The 19,755-nt window shown below is 65.4% G+C and carries 14 protein-coding genes; 10 read left to right on the top strand and 4 right to left on the bottom strand.

The window, feature by feature from the left end; translation table 11 throughout:
- Window positions 1-9: 9 nt before the first annotated feature.
- Window positions 10-1,314, top strand: a complete 1,305-nt coding sequence (locus ACOYW5_RS13380) for a mandelate racemase/muconate lactonizing enzyme family protein (RefSeq protein ID WP_423065384.1) — start codon at window positions 10-12, stop codon at window positions 1,312-1,314.
- A 3-nt stretch (window positions 1,315-1,317) separates the two neighbouring features.
- Here the strand turns inward: ACOYW5_RS13380 and ACOYW5_RS13375 are convergent, their stop codons facing one another.
- Entirely contained in the window at window positions 1,318-2,529 is a 1,212-nt protein-coding gene (locus tag ACOYW5_RS13375; RefSeq protein WP_423065383.1) for an MFS transporter, read from the bottom strand.
- A gap of 222 nt (window positions 2,530-2,751) precedes the next feature.
- Here ACOYW5_RS13375 and ACOYW5_RS13370 point away from each other — a divergent pair, with 222 nt between their 5' ends.
- The 4 genes from ACOYW5_RS13370 to ACOYW5_RS13355 all read left to right on the top strand — a co-directional run bounded on the left by ACOYW5_RS13370 (window position 2,752) and on the right by ACOYW5_RS13355 (window position 7,714).
- Window positions 2,752-3,747 (top strand): iron ABC transporter substrate-binding protein, encoded by a 996-nt coding sequence (locus ACOYW5_RS13370; RefSeq protein ID WP_423065382.1) that lies wholly within the window; start codon window positions 2,752-2,754, stop codon window positions 3,745-3,747.
- A 64-nt stretch (window positions 3,748-3,811) separates the two neighbouring features.
- Window positions 3,812-5,374 (top strand): ABC transporter permease, encoded by a 1,563-nt coding sequence (locus ACOYW5_RS13365; RefSeq protein WP_423065381.1) that lies wholly within the window; start codon window positions 3,812-3,814, stop codon window positions 5,372-5,374.
- Complete coding sequence (locus ACOYW5_RS13360) at window positions 5,371-6,402, top strand: ABC transporter ATP-binding protein (RefSeq protein ID WP_423065380.1); 1,032 nt, start codon at window positions 5,371-5,373, stop codon at window positions 6,400-6,402. The genes ACOYW5_RS13365 and ACOYW5_RS13360 overlap by 4 nt, the downstream gene beginning before the upstream one ends.
- Before the next feature lie 106 nt (window positions 6,403-6,508).
- Window positions 6,509-7,714 (top strand): mandelate racemase/muconate lactonizing enzyme family protein, encoded by a 1,206-nt coding sequence (locus ACOYW5_RS13355; RefSeq protein ID WP_423065379.1) that lies wholly within the window; start codon window positions 6,509-6,511, stop codon window positions 7,712-7,714.
- Window positions 7,715-8,152: 438 nt separating this feature from the next.
- Here ACOYW5_RS13355 and ACOYW5_RS13350 read toward each other — a convergent pair whose 3' ends face one another.
- Together ACOYW5_RS13350 and ACOYW5_RS13345 are read right to left on the bottom strand one after the other, a co-directional pair.
- The gene (locus ACOYW5_RS13350; RefSeq protein WP_423065378.1) at window positions 8,153-9,499 is read right to left on the bottom strand and encodes a sigma-54-dependent transcriptional regulator; all 1,347 of its coding nucleotides are present in this window, start codon (window positions 9,497-9,499) and stop codon (window positions 8,153-8,155) included.
- Window positions 9,496-11,340 (bottom strand): sensor histidine kinase, encoded by a 1,845-nt coding sequence (locus ACOYW5_RS13345; protein WP_423065377.1) that lies wholly within the window; start codon window positions 11,338-11,340, stop codon window positions 9,496-9,498. The genes ACOYW5_RS13350 and ACOYW5_RS13345 overlap by 4 nt, the downstream gene beginning before the upstream one ends.
- Window positions 11,341-11,523: 183 nt before the next feature.
- Here ACOYW5_RS13345 and ACOYW5_RS13340 point away from each other — a divergent pair, with 183 nt between their 5' ends.
- The 3 genes from ACOYW5_RS13340 (at window position 11,524) to ACOYW5_RS13330 (ending at window position 14,605) form a co-directional block, all read left to right on the top strand.
- Window positions 11,524-12,507 carry a tripartite tricarboxylate transporter substrate-binding protein gene (locus tag ACOYW5_RS13340; RefSeq protein WP_423065376.1) on the top strand — a complete coding sequence of 328 codons (984 nt, stop codon included), beginning with the start codon at window positions 11,524-11,526 and terminating at the stop codon, window positions 12,505-12,507.
- A gap of 121 nt (window positions 12,508-12,628) precedes the next feature.
- A complete protein-coding gene (locus ACOYW5_RS13335; RefSeq protein ID WP_423065375.1) occupies window positions 12,629-13,090 on the top strand; it encodes a tripartite tricarboxylate transporter TctB family protein in 462 nt (153 codons plus the stop codon).
- A gap of 9 nt (window positions 13,091-13,099) precedes the next feature.
- Entirely contained in the window at window positions 13,100-14,605 is a 1,506-nt protein-coding gene (locus ACOYW5_RS13330) for a tripartite tricarboxylate transporter permease (RefSeq protein WP_423065374.1), read from the top strand.
- A gap of 179 nt (window positions 14,606-14,784) precedes the next feature.
- On the opposite strand, the gene ACOYW5_RS13325 is transcribed toward ACOYW5_RS13330, so the two are convergent.
- The gene (locus tag ACOYW5_RS13325) at window positions 14,785-15,714 is read right to left on the bottom strand and encodes an aldo/keto reductase (RefSeq protein WP_423065373.1); all 930 of its coding nucleotides are present in this window, start codon (window positions 15,712-15,714) and stop codon (window positions 14,785-14,787) included.
- A 335-nt stretch (window positions 15,715-16,049) separates the two neighbouring features.
- Between ACOYW5_RS13325 and ACOYW5_RS13320 the strand changes: the two genes are divergently transcribed.
- Both ACOYW5_RS13320 and ACOYW5_RS13315 read left to right on the top strand, forming a co-directional pair.
- A complete protein-coding gene (locus ACOYW5_RS13320) occupies window positions 16,050-16,751 on the top strand; it encodes an AraC family transcriptional regulator N-terminal domain-containing protein (protein ID WP_423065372.1) in 702 nt (233 codons plus the stop codon).
- A gap of 180 nt (window positions 16,752-16,931) precedes the next feature.
- A complete protein-coding gene (locus ACOYW5_RS13315) occupies window positions 16,932-19,649 on the top strand; it encodes a LuxR C-terminal-related transcriptional regulator (protein WP_423065371.1) in 2,718 nt (905 codons plus the stop codon).
- Window positions 19,650-19,755: the final 106 nt, after the last annotated feature.

Raw genomic sequence — 19,755 nt, 5'->3', positions numbered from 1 at the left:
GAACGAGCGATGAGCACGATCGAGAACGCCATCAACCGCAACTCGCAGCCGACCGAGCTGCGCATCACCGACATGCGGCTCGCTGTGGTGGCGGCGAACTACGACTATCCGATCCTCAAGATCGAGACCAATCAGGGCGTCTACGGCCTTGGCGAAGTGCGTGACGCCGGCCATGCGGCAAACGCGCTGCAATACAAGTCGATCCTCGTCGGCCAGAACCCCTGCAACGTCGACATGATCTTCCGCGCCATCAAGCGCTTTGGCAACTGGGGCCGCGAAGGCGGCGGCGTCTCGGGCATCGAGATCGCGCTGATGGACCTGATCGGCAAGATCTATGGCGTGCCCTGCTACCAGCTGCTCGGCGGCAAGTACCGCGACAAGGTCCGCCTCTATGGCGACACCCCGACCCCGGACGATCCGACCCCCGAGGATTTCGTCAAGGCGGTGAAGGGCCGGCGCGCCCGCGGCCTCACCTGGATCAAGTTCGACCTGCGACCGTCGCTGTTCGAAACCGGCGAACACCCGCTCATCGGCCACGACGCGCCGCACGAGACCGATTTCGACATGGGCAAGTGGTTCAAGACGCCCATGGCCGGACGCGGCGTGAAGCTGACCGACAAGACCATCGAGCAGGCCGCCCACGTCGTCGCCGAAGTCCGCAAGGCCGTCGGCAACGACGTCCAGATCTGCGTCGACCACTTCGGTGAGGGCTACCTCACTGCCGATGAAGTGATCCGCCTCGGTAAGGCGCTCGAGGCCTACGATCTAGCCTGGATGGAAGATCCGGTCTCACGCTTCGATATCCCGGGCCACAAGCATGTGTCAGATGCCCTGCTGACGCCCATCGCCGCCGGCGAGGACTGGTACCTGCGCGACGGCTTCCGCCAGGCGATCCGCACCCGCGCGGTTGATATCGTCCATCCGGACCTGCTCACTTCGGGCGGCCTGATGGAGACCAAGCGCATCTCCGACGACGCCGAGGAGGAGGGCATCCCGACCGCCCTCCATTGCGCCGGCTCGCCCATCGGCTTCATGGCCAATATCCACACCGCTGCGGCGATCTCGAGTTTCCTCGCCTGCGAGCATCATGGCCTCGACCTGCCGTTCTGGGAGAGCCTAGTCACCGGTCTGGCGCCCGACTACATGGCCGATGGCTTCGTCAAGGTGCCGGAAAAGCCGGGGCTCGGCATCGACCTCAACCTCGATGCAATCGAAGCCAATCTCAGGACGCCCGGGACGATGTTCCTCCCCACCGACGAGTGGAACACGCCAAAACTCGGCTTCTGGCGTCCGGACGATCGCTGGCCCGAGTAATCGTCAGCCCGAAAGGGTGTCGACCCTGCGCAGCGCCGGGAACAGGCGGGACCATGCCAGCACCACGGCGATGGTCCCGATGCCGCCCACGGCCACCGCAAGCACGGGGCCCATGAAGCCGGCGGCGACACCGGCCCGGAATTCGCCGAGCTGGTTGGAAGCGCCGATGAACAGCGAGTTCACCGCGTTGACCCGGCCGCGCATCTCGTCCGGCGTCAGCAGTTGCACCAGCGACGAGCGGATGACGACGCTCACCGTATCGGCCGCGCCCAGGGTGAGGAGCATGGCGATCGACAGCGCGATATTGGTCGAGAAGGCAAAGACGATGGTCGCGAGGCCGAAGACGCCGACGGCCCATAGCATCGTGATGCCGACATGGTGCTTGAGCGGGAAGCGCGCGAGATAGAGCGACATCACCACCGCACCGACGGCCGGGGCAGTGCGGAGGAACCCGAGCGCCCAGGGCCCTGCCATCAGGATGTCGCGCGCATAGACCGGCAGCAGCGCGGTCGCCCCGCCGAGCAGCACCGCGAATAGGTCGAGTGAGATACAGCCCAGCATCAGCGGCCGGCTCTTGATGAAGGCGACCCCGGCGAAGACCGACTCTAGCGTCACCGGCGTGCGCTTCAGCTGGTTTGCCGGCGGGATGGCGACGACATTGAAGCTGGCGATGGCAAAGCAGAGCGCCGAGAAGGCGAAGGGAACGACCGCCCCAAAGCCATAGAGGATGCCGCCGATGGCGGGCCCGAGCACCATTGCGGTCTGCATCACCGAAGTGGAGGTGGCCACGGCGCTCTGCAGTTGCGCGGTCGGCACGATGCTCGGCAGCAGTGCGGCCATCGTCGGGCGCTCGAAGGCCTGCGCGGCGCCCATCAGTGCCACGCCGACGAAAATGCCCCAGGTCGGCAGCCAGCCCTGCCACACACCGAGCGCGATGCCGCACATAACCACCGCTTCGATGACTTGGCAGATGAAGGCGATGCGCCGCCGGTCGAACTGGTCGGCGACCTGCCCGGCAACCAGCGTCAGTATCAGCATGGGTAGAAACTGGAACAATCCGACCAGCCCCAGGTCGAACGGATTGCGGGTCCGATCGTAGACCAGCCACCCGATGGCCACGGCAGACCCCTGGAATGCGACCGAGGAGAGCGCGCGCGAGGAGAGGAAATGGCGGAACGGAATCGAGCGGAGAACGTGCGGGGCGGGGGTGGTCATTCGTGCGCCCTGCATGGCACGAGGACACGATGCCGCACAACCGCGACCTTGCGCCTAGTCGCGCCGGAGCGGGGCAAAAACACCCCACGAACAGGCTTATTCCCGATGCAGGCAAACTTTATCGCCCACTCTGGAAGCGTTCCAGCCTGGGTCGATTCTTGTTGACCGCGGCTATCAGATTTACCTAATCGGAGCCCGCACGTTTCTCAGCGAGGTTACCAGATGAAGTTCACATCCCTGCTTGCAGGTATCGCCCTTGCGGCGCTTGCCCTTCCGGCCATGGGTCAGGACGAGGGTATTCTCGTCTACAACGCCCAGCATGAATCGCTGACTCAGGAATGGGCCGACGCCTTTACCGCCGAAACCGGCATCAAGGTCACCATCCGCCAGGGCAGCGATCTCGAGGTCGGTAACCAGATCCTGCAGGAGGGCGCCAACTCGCCCGCTGACCTGTTCCTCACCGAGAATTCCCCGGCCATGGTGCTGGTCGACAATGCCGGCCTGTTCGAGCCGCTGCCGCAGGACGTCCTCGATCTCATTCCGGCCGAGTACCGCCCGGCCAACGGTCACTGGACCGGCATCGCCGCCCGCTCGACTGTGTTCGCTTACGATACGCGGAAGCTCAATGCGGACACACTGCCCAAGTCCTTGCTCGATCTTGCCGATCCGAGCTGGAAGGGCCGCTGGACCGCCTCGCCGGGCGGCGCAGATTTCCAGGCAATCGTCGGCGCCCTGCTGGCCCTCAAGGGCGAGGAAGCGACCTCCGCCTGGCTCACCGCAATGAAGGAAAACGTCACTCCCGTCCGCGGCAACCGCGCCGCCATGGCTGCGGTAAACAAGGGCGAGTTCGAAGGCGCCGTGATCTACCACTATTACTGGTTCGGCGATCAGGCCGGCACCAAGGAGAACAGCGGCAACGTCGCGATGCACTACTTCAGGGGGCAGGACCCCGGCGCCTTCGTCTCGATCTCGGGCGGCGGCGTACTGGCTTCGTCCAAGCACAAGGACCAGGCTATGCAGTTCCTAAAGTGGATCGCCGGCCCCGGAGGGCAGAAGATCCTGCGCGACGGCACCTCGTATGAATACGCGATCAGTGTCGGCGAAGCTGCCAATGCCGCTCTGACCCCGCTCGCCGACCTTGAGGCTCCCGTGCTTGACCCGACCAAGCTCGACAGCGCAAAGGTCACCGAACTGATGACTGCGGCGGGCCTGCTCTAGGGGCGGACCCTAAACCACTGGCGGGGCGGCACTTCCGGGTCGCCCCGCTTTCTCGAGGACTCGTTTGACCGACGCCATCGAAGCTCGACTGCCCCTCTCGATCCGGCGCGTGACCGGAAGCGGACTTGCCTTGCTGGGTGCAACGCTCGTCGCCGTGGCGAGCCTCGTTCCGCTGGGCTTCATCGCGGTCGTCGCGGTGACCAGCGGCTGGGAGGAAGTCGTCCGCCTCGTCTTCCGCCCCAAGGTCGGCGAACTTCTGCTCAATACGCTGTGGCTCGAACTGCTGACCGTGCCGCTCTCTGTTATCCTCGGAGTCACGCTGGCCTGGCTGACGGAACGCACGCGATTGCCCGGCGCCGGCATCTGGGCCGGACTCATGGTCGCGCCGCTCGGCGTCCCCGCCTTTGTCCAGAGCTACGCCTGGAGCAGCGCCTTCCCGTCCTTCCACGGTCTGGCGGGCGTCGTGACGATCGCCATCATCGCCTACTTCCCCTTCGTCTACCTGCCCGTCGCCGCCCAGTTGCGCCGCCTCGATCCGGCGCTCGAGGACAATGCCGCCTCGCTCGGCCTGCGGCCAACGGCGGTGTTCTTCCGGGTCGTCCTGCCGCAGCTGCGGCTGTCGATCTGCGCCGGAGCCCTGCTCGTCGGGCTCCACCTTCTCGGCGAATACGGCCTGTTCGTCCTGATGCGCTACGACACCTTCGCCACCGCCATCGTCGACCAGTTCCAGTCGGTCTACGACGGCCCGGCCGCCAACCTGCTCGGTGGCGTCCTCGTGCTCTGCTGCCTCGTGCTTCTGGGCGGTGAGTCTCTCGTGCGCGGTGACCGCCGCTACGCCCGTGTCGGCTCCGGCTCGGCCCGTCGTGCCGTGCCGGTCGCCCTCGGCGCCTGGACTTTTCCGGCCGTCCTGATGCTCTCTGGCGTCGCCATCGCGGCTCTTGGGGTCACTTTCGTCACCCTCGGCCGCTGGCTCTGGTACGGCGGGCTCGGCGTCTGGAAGCTCGACCAGATCGGCGCCGCGCTCGAGCAGACCGTGCTCTATGCGGTACTGGCCGGTGTCGTTGCTACCGCCCTGGCCATGCCCATGGCCTGGATCGCAGTGCGTGCGCCGGGACGCTGGCAGCGCGTGCTCGAGGCCTGCCACCTCTATGTCGGGGCGCTGCCAGGGATCATCGTCGCGCTGGCGCTGGTTGCCATCACCGTCCGCGTCGCTCTGCCGCTCTACCAGACCGTCGCGACGCTGATCTTCGCATACGCCCTCATCTTCCTGCCCCGCGCACTGACCGGCCTCCGCTCCTCGATCGCCCAGGTCCCCGTCGAGCTCGAACGGGCCGCGATGAACCTCGGCCGGCCTCCGGTCGCCGCCGTCTGGCAGGTGACCATGCGCCTCGCTTCGCCCGGCATCGCCGCCAGCGTCCTGCTCGTCGCGCTCGGCGCCGCCAACGAGCTGACCGCGACCCTCATGCTGGCCCCCAATGGCACCCGTACACTGGCGACCAAGTTCTGGGCGCTGACCAGCGAGATCGACTATGCCGGCGCGGCGCCTTATGCCGTGCTGCTCATCCTTGTTTCCATGCCGCTGACGTTGCTCCTGCGTCGCCAGTCCAACCGGGCGATCGGACAATGACCCTGCTCTCGCTGACCGGCATCACCCGCCGCTTCGGCCATGTCGTGGCCCTCGACAATGTCGACCTCGAAGTCGCGCGTGGCGGGCTGACCGCAGTCGTCGGCGCCTCCGGCTCGGGCAAGACCACTATGCTGCGCCTGATTGCCGGCTTCGAGCCGCCCGATGCCGGCCGCATCGCGCTCGGCGGGCAGGTGTTGGCAAACGGCCACGACTATGTGCCGGCCCACCGCCGTGGCATCGGCCTCGTCGCCCAGGAAGGCGCGCTCTTCCCGCACCTGAGCGCCGGCGCCAACATCGCCTTCGGCATGGATGGCGGCGAGCACGCGCGGCGGGTCGGCGAGTTGCTCCACGCCGTCGAGCTCGATGCCGAGCTCGCCCATCGCATGCCGCATGAGCTCTCCGGCGGCCAGCAGCAGCGTGTGGCTCTCGCTCGCGCGCTCGCCCGTCGCCCGACGCTCATGCTGTTCGATGAGCCGTTCTCGGCTCTCGATGCCGGCCTCCGCGCCAACATGCGCGAAATGGTCAAGGCCCGCCTCGCGGCCGAAGGCCTCACCGGCATCCTCGTCACGCATGATCAGCAGGAAGCGCTGAGCTTTGCCGATCAGCTCGTCGTCCTCGAACAGGGCCGCATCGTCCAGGCCGGCGATCCGCGCGAACTCTACCTGCAGCCCCGCACCGAAAGCCTGGCCCGCTTCCTCGGCGACGCAGTGGTCATTGATGCCGAGGTGGCCGGCGGCGAGGCGATGACACCGCTCGGCCGGCTCAAGGTCGGCCGCATCACCGCCCCCGGCCGAGCCCGCATCCTGCTCCGGCCCGAGCAGATCCGGCTCGTGCCATGGGCGGATGGTCAGCCCACCGCCGAGATTCTTTCGGCTTCGTTCGAGGGCCCGGTGACCGTCGTAACCTTCCGCGCCGACGGCGCCACTTTCAGCATCAAGTGCTCGAGCGCCGAAGCCCCGGTGCAGGGCCGGGCGTCGATTGTCGTCCTGGGCACCGGCCATGTCGTCGAGCCCGCTCCTCGCGCCTGATCGGCCGCAGTGTTTTCGCCACTTTCGCCCTTAGTCCCATTCCATCGCCGTCGGGAATATGGCTTATGGGCGCAACTGGTATGGTAGGGTTGAGGAGCCTCCCTGAATGAAGATTACCGATCTCAAATGCGCGATCATCGCCAACAGCCCGGTGATCCGCATCACCACCGATGAGGGCATCACCGGCTGGAGCCAGATCGAGACGCCCAAGCCCTACGTGAAGCCGCAGGTGCTGCAGCTCAAGGACTGGATTGTCGGCCAGGACCCGCGCGACGTAGAGCGTGTCATGCGCCGCATTCGCGTGCGTGGCGGCTTCAAGCCCTTCGGCTCGGCCGTATCCGCCATCGAGCACGCGCTCTGGGATATCGCCGGCAAGGCCCTCAACGCACCGGTCTACCGCCTGCTCGGCGGCAAGGTCCGCGACCAGGTGCGGACCTACCGCACCCTCTACCAGGCCGAAGTGCCCGGCGGCGCCGAGCACACGCCCGAGGGCTACAAGCGCTGGGCCGAATACGGCAAGTCGCTGAAGGGCGAGTTCACCCTGTTCAAGCTGCCCAGCGCCTTCCACTCGTCCATGGTGCGCGACTTCCCGAATTACTTTTATGGCGAAGTCCAGCACGATGCGCCGTTCCCGTACCCGCACAAGGGCACGATGACCAAGGAAGGCCTCGATCACCTCGTCGCCTGCATCACCTCGGCCCGCGAGACGCTGGGCAAGGGCTACAACACCGCCGTCGACGCCGGTCCGGGCTTCATGCCGCTCGATGCGCTTCGCCTCGCCAAGGCGGTGGAGCATCTGCACCTGATGTGGATCGAGGATACCGTCACCGGCGACTACAGCCCTTACGTCAATCCCGACGTCTACAAGGACGTCACCCATCACACCACGACGCCGATCCATACTGGCGAGCAGATCTACCTGCGCCAGCACTACAAGGCCCTGATCGAGAGCCATGCCGTCAACGTCATCGGTCCCGATCCCTGCGACGTCGGCGGACTCGCCGAGATCAAGTGGGTAGCCGAGCACGCGGACCTGCATGGCATTGCCATCGCTCCGCACGGCACCGCCAACGGCATTCTCGGCCTCGCCGCGCTGATCCAGGTCTGCGCTACCATGCCGGACAACCTGATCGCCTTCGAGTACCCTGCCCGGTTCGAACCCTTCTGGTACGACATCACCGAAGGTTTTGAAGGCATGCCGGTGAAGGGCGGGCTGATCGACGTGCCGGATCGCCCGGGCCTCGGCGTCAACTTGATCGCCAAGGAAGCCAAAAAGTACCTCGAAGAGGGCGACGAGAACTTCTTCGACTAAACGCCTGCGACGAACTGACTATCCCGCGCCGGCTGGCCTCCAGCCGGCGTTTTCCTTGTCGGACCGCGACTTGCCGACAAGGAATGGCGGAGAAAAAGGGAAACGGCGATTGTTCCTCGAAAGTTAGCGATTCCAATGACTTATGAGCGCCGCACTTGCCCTCTGTGTACCAGTCAATTGCGCACCATGGACAAGCTCCAAGGTTCGCTTTGGCTGCCACCAGACCTTGGTGTGTCCTTCGATTCCCACGGTCCGCTTTGCGCTACGACCAGACATCAGCGCGGAACGAGAGCGCGACTGACAGGTCGGCGCCACTACCCGACGAGCGAGCACGTCGTCCTCGGTGAAACGATGGAGTAGGATCTCGGTCGGATCGGAGCGGCCGTGGTCGTTGAGAACGCCAATCGCTTCATCGGCGAACTGGCCCGCGCTGGCCCTTTATCGTCTCACGCCCAGCCGTGACATCTTCTCACTTAGGGTTCGGCGAGGGACCCGCAGGGCATCAGCGACGGCCGAGACCGAGTCCTGGTGGCGGTCGAGCTCGGCCTCGATCAGGTGGCGTTCGTAGGCGGCGACGCGCTCAGCAAGGCTGGCGCCCGAGACGATGGGCGTGCGGGTACCGAGGATGTCGGCCAGCGACCGACCGGTCGCGTCGAGGCCCAGGGCGAAGCGGTCAGCGGCGGCCTTGAGCTCGCGCACGTTGCCAGGCCAGGGATGAGTCAGCAGGATGTTGATGTCGGCTGGGTGCAGGCTGGGGGCGGCCCGGTTGAAGCGCCGGGCGGCCGCGCCGAGGAAGTGGTGGAACAGCAGCACGCTGTCGTCGGCGCGCTCGCGCAGCGGCGGCAGGGTGATGGTGGCGGTATTGAGCCGGTAGTAGAGATCGGCGCGGAAGCGACCGGCGGCGCTCTCGGCGGCAAGATCGGCCTTGGTGGCGGCGACGAGCCTCAGGTCGAGCGGGATCTGGCGGTTGGAGCCGATGCGCTCGACGACGCGCTCCTGGATCACGCGCAGCACCTTGGCCTGGGCCAGCATCGGCATCGACTCGATCTCGTCGAGCAGGAGCGTGCCACCATTGGCGTACTCGAACTTGCCGATGCGCTGGCCGCCAGCGCCGGTAAAGGCACCGGCTTCGTGGCCGAACAGCTCGCTTTCGATCAGCTCGGCGGGGATGGCGGCACAGTTGACGGCAACGAACGGTCCTTTGGCGCGCGGTGAGAAGTCGTGGAGGCACCGCGCTACAACTTCCTTGCCGGTGCCAGTCTCACCCAGGATGATTACGTCTGTCGGAATGCCGGCGAGCTCCAGTACGGATCGGCGCAGCCGCTCGATGTTGCGCGAGGAGCCGGCGAGGCGGGTCGCAAGTTCGGTCTCGCCGCCGTCGAGCTTTCGACGGAGTTCAGCCACCTCGCGTTTCAGCCGGGCCCTCTCGGCGGCGCGGGTGATGATGCGGACCAGCTGATCCGGCACATAGGGCTTTTGCAGGAAATCGAAGGCACCGGCGCGCATAGCCTCAACCGCCATCGGCACGTCGCCGTGGCCGGTGATGAGGATGACCTCGATGGGCAGGCTCCGTTCGCCAATGGCGCCGAGGAGGTCGAGTCCGGACAGGCCGGGCATGCGTACGTCAGTCAGCACGACATGCGGGTGCGCTTCGTCGATCACCGCCAAGGCTTCGGCGGCGTTTGCCGCCGTCGTGGTGGCAAAGCCCGAGAGGCGCAGCCATTGCTCGAGCGCCGTGCGCACCATGTCTTCGTCGTCGACGATAAGGACGGCGGGGTCGGTCATGCGGGCTCTCTTGTGGTGAGGGCGGGGAGGAGCGGCAGGGTGACAGTGAAGGTGCTGCCTCGACCTGAGCTGCTCGTGACGACAATGTTGCCGCCGCTGTTGCGCACGAGGCCATAGGAGATGGAAAGACCGAGGCCGAGGCCCTTGCCGGCCTCCTTGGTGGTGTAAAACGGATCGAAAAGGCTGCCGAGTTCGCCGGGGGCGATGCCTGCACCCGTGTCGGTGACGGTGATCCGCGCCGTGCCACCTTCGGTCGCGACGCCAACGGACAGGACGCGGATCGTGGCGGCTTCCATGGCATCCGCGGCGTTGGCGATGAGGTTGATCAGCACCTGCTCGAGGTGCACCGGGTTGACGGCGACCGTGATCGGGGCATCGGGCCGGCGATACTCGACATCGATGCCCAGCTGGCGCAGCTTGTGGTCAGTCAGGTCCAGCGCGTTGGCGATGGCAATTCGGGCGTCCGCGCTCATGGCCACCCCTGTTTCCTTGCGGGCGAAGGTCTTGAGATGCCCGGTCAGGGTGGCGAGGCGCTCGACCACTTTGTCCATGGCCGAAAGCACCGGGCCAATTTCTTTGTCACCCCGACGGTCGGCAAGGAGGTGGGCGCTCGCGAGGTGGGTGGTAAGCGCAGCGATGGGCTGGCTGACCTCGTGAGCGACGCCGGCCAGGGCCTGGCCGAGGCTGGCCATCTTGGCGGCTTGAACCAGTCCATGCTGGGCCTCGCCTTCGGCCTTCTCGGCCCGCACACGGTCCGCGATCTCGGCTCGCAACTGTTCATTCATGTTGTGGAGGTCTTCGGTACGCTCGGCCACACGCTGCTCAAGCCGGTCGTGCTCGGCGAGGCGCTGTGCGACGTGGCGTTGGCGCTGGATGATGAGGACGACGATCAACAGCAGCGCCGCACAACCGAGGGCCGCTGCCGCGGCTGCGACCAGCGACCATCGGGTGAGCGGCGCCATGGGAGTGAAGGATACGATCCGCCATTGGTGCCGGGGCAAGCGCAGCTCGTCGACAATGAAATAGCCCGAGGCCTCGATATCGCTGTCGGCGATATGGGCGAAACGAGCGCCTCGGCTTGACCACATGTCGGAAGTGACCGGCTTGGAGCCGAGGCCGTTGTTGCCGTAGCGCAGAGCAGCATTCGCGGGCGGCGCGACACCGGGCGCCAGCGCGCGATAGCGCCAGTCGGGGCGGGTGGAAAGGATGACCACGCCGTCGTTGTCGACGATGCCGATCAGTTCGCCCGAGCGCCACCAGTTGGCCTCGATCTCACCCAGGTTGATTTTGGCTACGGCGACGCCCAACGGCCCGTCCGGACCATCGATCCGCTCGGAGAGGAAATAGCCAGGCACGCCTGTAGCGATGCCGACCGCATAGAAGCGGCCGTCCCCATCGCTCAGCGCGTCCTCGAAATAGGGGCGGTGGGCGAAGTTGTGGCCGACGAGGCTGTCATACGCCCACCAGTTGGAGGCCGCGACGACGTTGCCGGCGGTGGACATGACGAAGGTTTCGCCGGCGCCGGCGGTATTGTTCAGGTTCGACAGGAAACCGTTGGCGGCGTTGCGGGCGGCCTCGTCGCCCGGTTGCTGCAGCACAGCGTGGGCCTCGACTGCTTGGGCGATGGTTGCCGGCAGGTAGTGGAAGCGCTCGATGATGGCTTCCAGCGTGCGGTCGAAGAGCGCCAGGCGCCGCTCGGTCTGCTCGGAGGCATTTGCGATGGCCGAGGTGGAGGCGAACTCGAACCCGGTCCAGCCGGCCAGCGCAGTCACAAGCATCGCCGCGCCAATCCAGACGAGGTGGCGGAGCTTCAGGCTTTCCTCCAGACGGGCCTCTGCCACGCATTCTCCTTTGGCAATTTCCTGCCGAAAGTTACGCACCGGCCGCGCAATTTCTTGCCTAATCCGCTACCACAGCCTGCGGCGATTGCATATCAGCCCTGCATTTTTCATGTTTGGCACGGCGGTTGCAAAGGTTGCGACAGGGCGCCGAGACCGGCGGCCGACCAATGGGAGGACAGAAACATGAAGACCCTTCTGCGCACGCTCGCCGCCGGCGCCTTGATCGCCGGCCTCGCTCTGACCGCCGCCGCCTCGGCCCAGGACTATCCGACCAAGCCGGTAACGGTGGTGGTGCCGTTCTCGGCCGGCGGCCCGACAGATACGGTGGCGCGTCTCATCGCCGAAGTGATGAGCAAGGATCTCGGCCAGCAGGTCGTGGTGCAGAACGTCGGCGGCGCCGGCGGCACGCTGGGTGCCGGGCAGGTCGCGACGGCGCCCAATGATGGCTATACGCTGCTGGTGCACCATATCGGCATGTCCACTGCTCCGACGCTCTACCGCAGCCTGCCCTACAACCCCGAGACCGATTTCGCACCCATCGGGCTAGTCACTGCCGTGCCGATGACACTGGTGGCCCGCAAGGGCTTCGAGCCCAACACGCTTGCCGACCTCACCGCCTACATCAAGGCGAATGGCGAGAACGTCACCTATGCCCATGCCGGCATCGGCTCGGCCAGCCAGCTGTGCGGCATGCTGCTGATGGACGCGCTCGATGCTCCCATGACCACCGTGCCCTACCAGGGCGCCGGCCCGGCCATGACCGACATCATCGGCGGACAGGTGGACATGATCTGCGATCAGTCGACCAACACCACCAGCCAGATCAAGGCCGGCGAAGTGAAGGCCTATGCGGTGACCTCGCCCGAGCGGCTCGCCAATTTCCCGGACCTGCCGACCACCGCCGAAGGCGGGCTCGACCAGGTGCAGGTGACGGTGTGGCACGGGCTCTATGCGCCGGCCGGCACGGATGCGGCGATCATTTCGCGCCTCGAGGCCGCGCTGCAAACGGCGCTGGCCGATGCGACGGTAATCAGCCGCTTCGCCGAGTTGGGTACGACGCCGGTGACGGCCGCGGAAGCAACGCCTGATGCCCTCAGCAAACAGCTGTCGAGCCAAATCGTGCTGTGGCGCGGCATCATTGAAGCCGCCGGCGTCTACGCCGACTAAGCGTTGGTCCCCGTTCCATCAGCAGTCCCGCGGACCTCAGGCCCGCGGGCAACCTCAGCACGCCCTGCGCGAGATGGCTTGGGCTGACAGTGGACGGGCGGCGGCACCGAGGAGAACCGAGATGGCTATGACATTTTCGACCAAGGACCTGGCGGCAGGCGGCATATTCGTGGCGGCGGGTGCCTATTTCGCCCTCGAGTCGCTGAACTACAAGCTCGGCACCGCTTTCCGAATGGGACCCGGATACATTCCGCTGCTGCTCGGCAGCGCGCTCGCGGTGCTGGGCGTCGCCATCGCGGCCAGTGGTTGGCAGAAGCCGGACGGCGACGAACTGCAGCCCGTCCCATGGCGCGGCCTCGCGCTGGTGGTGCTGACCATTGCCTTTTTCGGTGCCACCGTCCGTGGGTTGGGCTTCGTGCCGGTGGCGTTCATTTCGGCCTTTGCGACAGCGCTCGCGAGCCGACTCAACTCGCCGCTCTTTGCCGCGCTCCTGGCGGTGGCGCTGACAGTGCTCTGCACGCTGGTCTTCAAGATCGGCCTGGGGTTGGGCGTGCCGATGTTCGGCCCCTGGCTCGGGCAATAGGGGGTAACCATGGATATCGTCGCTTCGCTCGGGCTGGGGTTCTCGGTCGCACTCGACCCCATCAACATCCTCTACTGCTTCATCGGCGTTCTGCTGGGAACGCTGGTCGGCGTGCTGCCCGGCATCGGGCCCACCGCCACCATCGCCATGTTGTTGCCGATCACCTTCTCCCTTTCGCCAGCCGCGTCGCTGATCATGCTCGCCGGCATCTACTATGGCGCCCAGTATGGTGGCTCGACCACGGCGATCCTGATCAACCTGCCGGGCGAAAGCTCGTCGGCGGTGACCGCGATCGACGGCTACCAGATGGCGCGGAAGGGCAGGGCCGGGCAGGCTCTGGCTACCGCTGCGCTTGGCTCGTTTTTTGCCGGCACGGTGGCAACGCTCCTGCTCGCCTTCGCCGCACCGCCGCTGGCGCGAGCGGCGCTCAGCTTCGGGGCACCGGAATATTTTTCGCTGCTCGTCCTCGGCCTCCTTGTCTCGATCGCGCTGGCGCACGGCTCGATCCTCAAGGCGCTGGCGATGATCGTGCTCGGGTTGCTCCTCGGAATGGTGGGGCAGGACATCTACGAGGGTACGCCGCGCTTCACCTTCGGCATCCGCGAGCTGTTTTCGGGCCTCAACTTCGTCTCGGTCGCCGTGGGGGTGTTCGGGGTCGCCGAAATCCTGCGCAACCTCGAGAACGAGAAGGGCCGCGAGGTGATGGTCAAGTCGGTCAAGAATCTCTGGCTGTCGAAGGACGATTTCAAACGCATCATCGCGCCGGTGCTTCGCGGCACGGGCCTGGGCTCGCTGCTCGGCGTGCTGCCGGGCGGTGGGCACATCCTCTCGTCCTTTGCGTCCTACTCGGTCGAGAAACGGCTCTCGAGGAACCCCGAGGAGTTCGGCCAGGGCGCCATCGAGGGCGTTGCCGGGCCGGAGTCGGCCAACAATGCCGCGGCTCAGACCTCGTTCATTCCGCTGCTGACGCTGGGCATCCCGGCCCATCCTGTGATGGCGCTGATGGTCGGGGCGTTCATCCTCCAGGGCATCACGCCGGGCCCAAACGTCATCAACGACCAGCCGGCGCTGTTCTGGGGCATCATCGCCTCGATGTGGATCGGCAACGTGCTACTGGTGCTGCTCAACCTGCCGCTGATCGGGCTGTGGGTGAAGATGCTGAGCATCCCCTATCGCGCCTTGTTCCCGGCGATCGTGCTGTTTGCCTGCATCGGCTGCTACTCGATCAACCAAAACGTCTACGACATCTTCGCGATCGGCTTTTTCGGCGTGCTAGGCTACGTGCTGATCCGGGTTGGTTGCGAGCCGGCGCCGCTGCTGCTCGGCTTCGTCTTAGGGCCGCCGCTCGAGGAAAACCTGCGCCGCGCGATGATCATCTCGCGGGGCGATCCGATGGTGTTCATCGAGCGCCCGATCTCGGCGGTGCTGCTGGCCATGGCACTGGCTGCGGTCATCGTCGCTGTGCTGCCGGCGATCCGGCAGAAGCGAAAGGAAGTGTTCGTCGAGGAGGACTAGGCTCGAGATGGCGGCTACTGCTCCTCCGACCGGGGCTGCTAGTCTTTGGCTCGCATCGCATGTTCCCGCCGAACAACCGCTCGCCGCCGGCGGTAAGGCAGCAAAGATCGCCGAGCCAAATACGCTCCTGTGCGAGATGCCGCAGCATCGAGTAGGGGGCAGTGGTTTAACGCAAGTCGCTATGGCAGTTTGTGTCCTGCCGCGGTGAACAGGCGGTACCATTCCTGGCGCGTCAGGACGACGTCTGATCCTGTCGCACTCTCCCTCACGCGATCCGGCTTGGTGGTCCCCAACACCACTTGCAGGTTGGCTGGGTGCCGGGTGATCCAGGCGATGGCGATGCCCATCGGCGTAACCGCGTATTTCTCGGCGAGTTCATCCATCACGACGTTGAGCTCGGCATAGTTCTCGCGATCGCCGATGAAGACCCCCTTGAAGAAGCCTTTCTGCACCGGTGACCAGGCTTGCAACGTCATGCCCTTGAGACGCGAATAGTCGAGCAACCCGACGTCGCGCGAGACCGACTGTTCGAGGCCGTCCATGTTGGCCGCGATGCCCTGCGCGAAGAGGTTGGCATGGGCGATGCTGAGTTGAACCTGGTTGAACAGCAGCGGTTGGCGCACCGCAGACTTGAGCAGTTCGATCTGGCCCGGTGTCTGATTGGAGACGCCGAAGTGGCGTACCTTGCCCGCCGCGTGCAACGTATCGAATGCCTTGGCTACGTCGTCGGGTTCGACCAGCGTGTCCGGGCGATGCAGCAGCAGGACATCAAGGTATTCCGTTCGAAGCGCCTTCAGCGATCCATCGACGGCTGCGATGATGTGCTCGGACGAAAAATCAAAATAGCCGGGCCGGATGCCGGCCTTGCTCTGGATCATGATGCGAGCACGGTCGGACGCAGAAAGCTTTACCGCCTCACCGAAGCGCGCCTCGCAGACATGAGGTGCACCGCCATACACATCGGCGTGGTCGATCATCGTTACGCCGCTCTCAATCGCCGCGTCGAACAATGCCCGAATTTCGGCTTCACTCATCCTGGCGATGCGCATGAGACCCAGCACAACGCTGGAAACGGTGAAATCGGAATGCGGGACTTTGATGATCTTCATGGCTGCACCGAAGCGTAAGAGGACCGCACTGCTTACCACAGCCTTCCGCCGTGGTGACCAAGATCGTGCCCCGGCTCGACACTCGGGCCTGCTTTACCAAGGCCGGCCTAGAATCACTTGGAGCCGACCGGCCCCACTCGGTCCCGCGCGGCGGCTAGGCGGTAGGCACCCAGAGAGGGCCCGACGAGAACTCGCGGGACGGCCCGACCGTGACGCCGGGTCTTTGCATATGCTGTGGCCAGCGAGCCGGTATCCGCTCCCGAAGGTCTTTGCGCAGTGACACTGGAACACCTGACGGCCCTGATGCCGCGTTGATGGCGGCGGTCAGGGCGCGCATGGAGGCCATCGTTGCGCGCTACCTGCCGACCGACGGCACGATGGCAACACGGGTGCCCGGGCTTTCGCTGCACCGACTGACGATTCCCGAAGGCCCGGCCTCCTTCGTTTACGAGCCCGCCTTCGCATTCATCATCCGGGGAAGGAAGAGGGTCGTCGTCGGAGACGACGAATATGTCTGTGACGAGGGGCATTTCCTGCTCACCTCGATTGGGCTTCCAACGGTCGTGCAGGTCTTGGAACCGAGCGAATCCGCCCCATACCTGTCGATCAAGCTCGACTTGGACCTTGATCTTGCGCGCGACTTGATCAGCGAGGTTGACCAGTTCAATAGCGTCAGGAGGCGCGACGGGCCGGGCATCGGGGTGGGCCCGGTCACCTCCACGTTGGCCAGTGCCTGCCTTCGGCTGATCGAGTTGTTGGACAGCGAGCAGGACACCGCCATTCTGGCGTCCGCCATCCAGCGAGAAATCCTGTGTCGCGAGCTCACAAGCCCGGTTGGAGCACGCCTACGCGAGACAGTTCAGCTCGGCACACGTGCCAACCATGTCTTCGCGGCGGTTCAATGGATTCGCCACCACTACGCCGAGCCCATGCACCTTGAAACTCTGGCAGGCGAAGCCAGCATGGGCGCGTCGACGCTGCACCATCATTTTCGCGCGCCGCCTGCCGACAAGTGCCGCGACGCTGCGTGGTCCTGACTCGACGCTGTACCGACACTTACCGGCCGCGAGGGTACGAGCCTCGCAGTAAGGTGTAAGGCCGTAAGAACTGAGGTTCGCTTTGGCCCAAAGCGGACATTTGAGGGGACAGCGCCAATGCGTGCGTTCTGACCAGATGTCGTGCGGCATTCTGGCAGTGAACTGCTAGGCTGCGCAGTCATGACAAGCACACTGGTTGCCACCAAGCTCTTCGTGCCCACGCCACGGGACGTAGTCGTGGAGCGTCGACGGCTCATCGAGCGCCTCGAACGAGGTGCGGCTTCAAAGCTGACGCTGATCTCGGCGCCGGCAGGATTCGGCAAGACCACCCTGGTTTCTGCTTGGCTCGCCGCGCGCTCCGCCGGACCCGAGGCGGTCGCATGGCTCTCGCTCCAGCAGACCGACAATGAGCCAGCTGTCTTCTGGACATATGTGATTGCTGCGTTCCAGAAGTCGTTGGCGGACAGGGCCGCGGCATCGCTCCACGTGCTGGAACCAGGCCAGCACTCCAGCGATCTTGTGCTGGCCTCGCTGGTAAACGAGCTCGCCAGCGCAAAGTTGAGCATCAACCTCATCCTTGACGACTACCACGTCATCGACGAGCCGGACGTGCAGGCCGGGATGAAGTTCCTGCTCGAGCACCTGCCGCCACATGTCCACATCGTGATCACGACGCGGGCCGACCCTCCGCTGCCGATCGCCAAAATGCGGGCGCGCGGTGAGGTGGTCGAGATCCGGTCGGCGGACCTGCGTTTCACCGCCGACGAGATGGCGGCCTACCTGAACGGGATGATGGGCCTCGGGTTGACGGCCAATGAAATAGCAGCGCTCGAGGAGCGGACGGAGGGCTGGATCGCTTCGCTGCAGCTTGCCGCACTATCGATGGAGGGGCGGGCCGACCCGACATCGTTCATTGCCGGATTCGCCGGAAGTGATCGTTATGTCTTCGACTACCTGGTCGAAGAGGTGATGGAGCGTCTTTCCGACGACGTTCGCAGCTTTCTACTGGACACCTGCTTCCTCGACCGCTTGAGTGGCGAGCTCTGCGACGCCGTCATCGGACGGACGGCGAGCAACGCAACACTCGCGGCGCTGTATCGCGCCAACCTGTTCCTCGTCCCGCTCGATGACCGTAGCGAGTGGTACAGGTACCATCACCTCTTCGCAGACGTCCTGCTTACCCAGCTCGATGCTCAAGCCCGCAGCCAGTTGCCACGCCGGCACCAAAAGGCCAGCGACTGGTACGAGCAGCACGGGGAGCGGTCCGAGGCTATCCGGCATGCCCTCGCAGCCGAGGATTTCGAGCGCGCCGCACGGCTGATCGAGCTTGCCATCCCCGAGACGCAGAAGCATCGCGGCGAGGCCCTTATCCGCAGCTGGGCGCGACAGCTGCCTGATGAGCTCGTTCGCAACCGGCCGGTGCTCGGTATCGGCTTTGTCGGGGCACTGATGTCCTACGGCGAGTTCGAAGGGATGGAGGAACGCCTGCGCGATATCGAGCGCGGCCTGGCAGAGTTGCACCAGGGCGATCAGTCGCCATGCGTGGTGGTCGTCGATGAGACGCAGGTCCGCCGGCTCCCCGGGGCCATCGAGTTGTACCGCGCCGCTCTGGCGCAGGTTCGGGGTGACGTGGCTGCAACTATCGAGCACGCGAGGCGAGTGCTCGATCTCGTGCCGGAGGACGACGACCTGGGTCGCGCCTCTGGGTCGGGGCTGCTGGGAATCGGATACTGGTCCCTCGGAGATCTCGAGGCTGCAAGCCGATCATGGACGGACTGCAAGAACGGGCTGCGGCGCATCGGTCACATCGCCGATACGCTCGGCGTCTCGATCGCGCTTGCCGATATCCAGCTGGTTCAGGGTCATCTCCGGGCTGCCGCGCAACTCTATGAGCAGGCACTGCAGGTCGCGGCGACGGAAAGCGGCGCCGGTCTCCGTGGCACGGCGGACATGCATGCGGGCCTGAGCCAGCTTCTCCGCGAACGCAATGACCTTGAGGCCGCGCACCGACACCTGTCGAAGAGCCACGAGATTGGCGAACGTGCCGGGCTGCCGCAGCAGCCGTATCGGTGGCGGGTCGCCGCGGCGCAGCTGTTGCAGGATGAGGGGCAGCACCAGCGAGCCGCCGAGTTGCTGGATGAGGCGGAGCGCCTCTACGTCAGCGACTTCTTCCCCAATGTCCGGCCGGTTGCTGCAATCAGGGCGCGCACCTTTATCGTTCAGCGCCGCCTTGATGACGCACGTCGCTGGCAGCGCGCGGCCGGTATCGGCATCGATGATGAACTGAGCTATCTGCGCGAGTTCGAGCACATCACCCTGGCAAGGGTGCTGCTGGCGCAGGAGGGCAATGACCGTTCCAGCCGAACGGATCAGGTTAGTCGGTTCCTTGATCGCCTGCTGGAGGCGGCGGAACGCGGGGGACGTGCCGGTAGCGTCATCGAGATATCGATCCTGCAGTCGATTGCCCACCGGCACAGCGATGCCGACGCGGCGCTCGGTTCGCTTGAACGCGCACTCGCACTGGCCGCGCCCGAGGGCTACGTGCGCTTGTTCATCAACGAAGGACCAGCGATGGAAGCCCTCCTCAAGATCGCGGTCAAGCGCCGCATCGCTCCGGACTATGCGCGCGAGTTGCTGGCTGCGTACGGCCCGCCGGAAGTGAGGCCGCAACGGCACCCGGACCTGATCGAGCCACTGAGCGAGCGTGAACTCGACGTGTTGCGCCTGCTCAGCACGGATCTCGCAGGCCCCGAAATCGCCCGCGAACTGGCGGTCTCGGAAAACACCATGCGCACCCACACCAGGAACATCTACGACAAGCTGGGTGTGAACAACCGTCGCTCCGCGGTTCGCCGCGCGGAGGAGCTCGACCTTCTGACGCGCGCCAAGCGACAGTAGTTCCGGGTGCCCGCCTCGGCCCTGCCAAAATAGTTGCGCGGGCTCACCAAGCTTGGTGAGGCGCTCTCACCAAAACCGCTCCCACAAGTGCACCCGTCGAACGCGA

This window comes from Devosia sp. CN2-171, assembly GCF_049354815.1.
Taxonomy (GTDB): Bacteria; Pseudomonadota; Alphaproteobacteria; order Rhizobiales; family Devosiaceae; genus Devosia_A.
The sequence above is the reverse complement of the archived record's forward strand: the minus strand, read 5'-3'. Positions and strand labels throughout refer to the sequence as shown.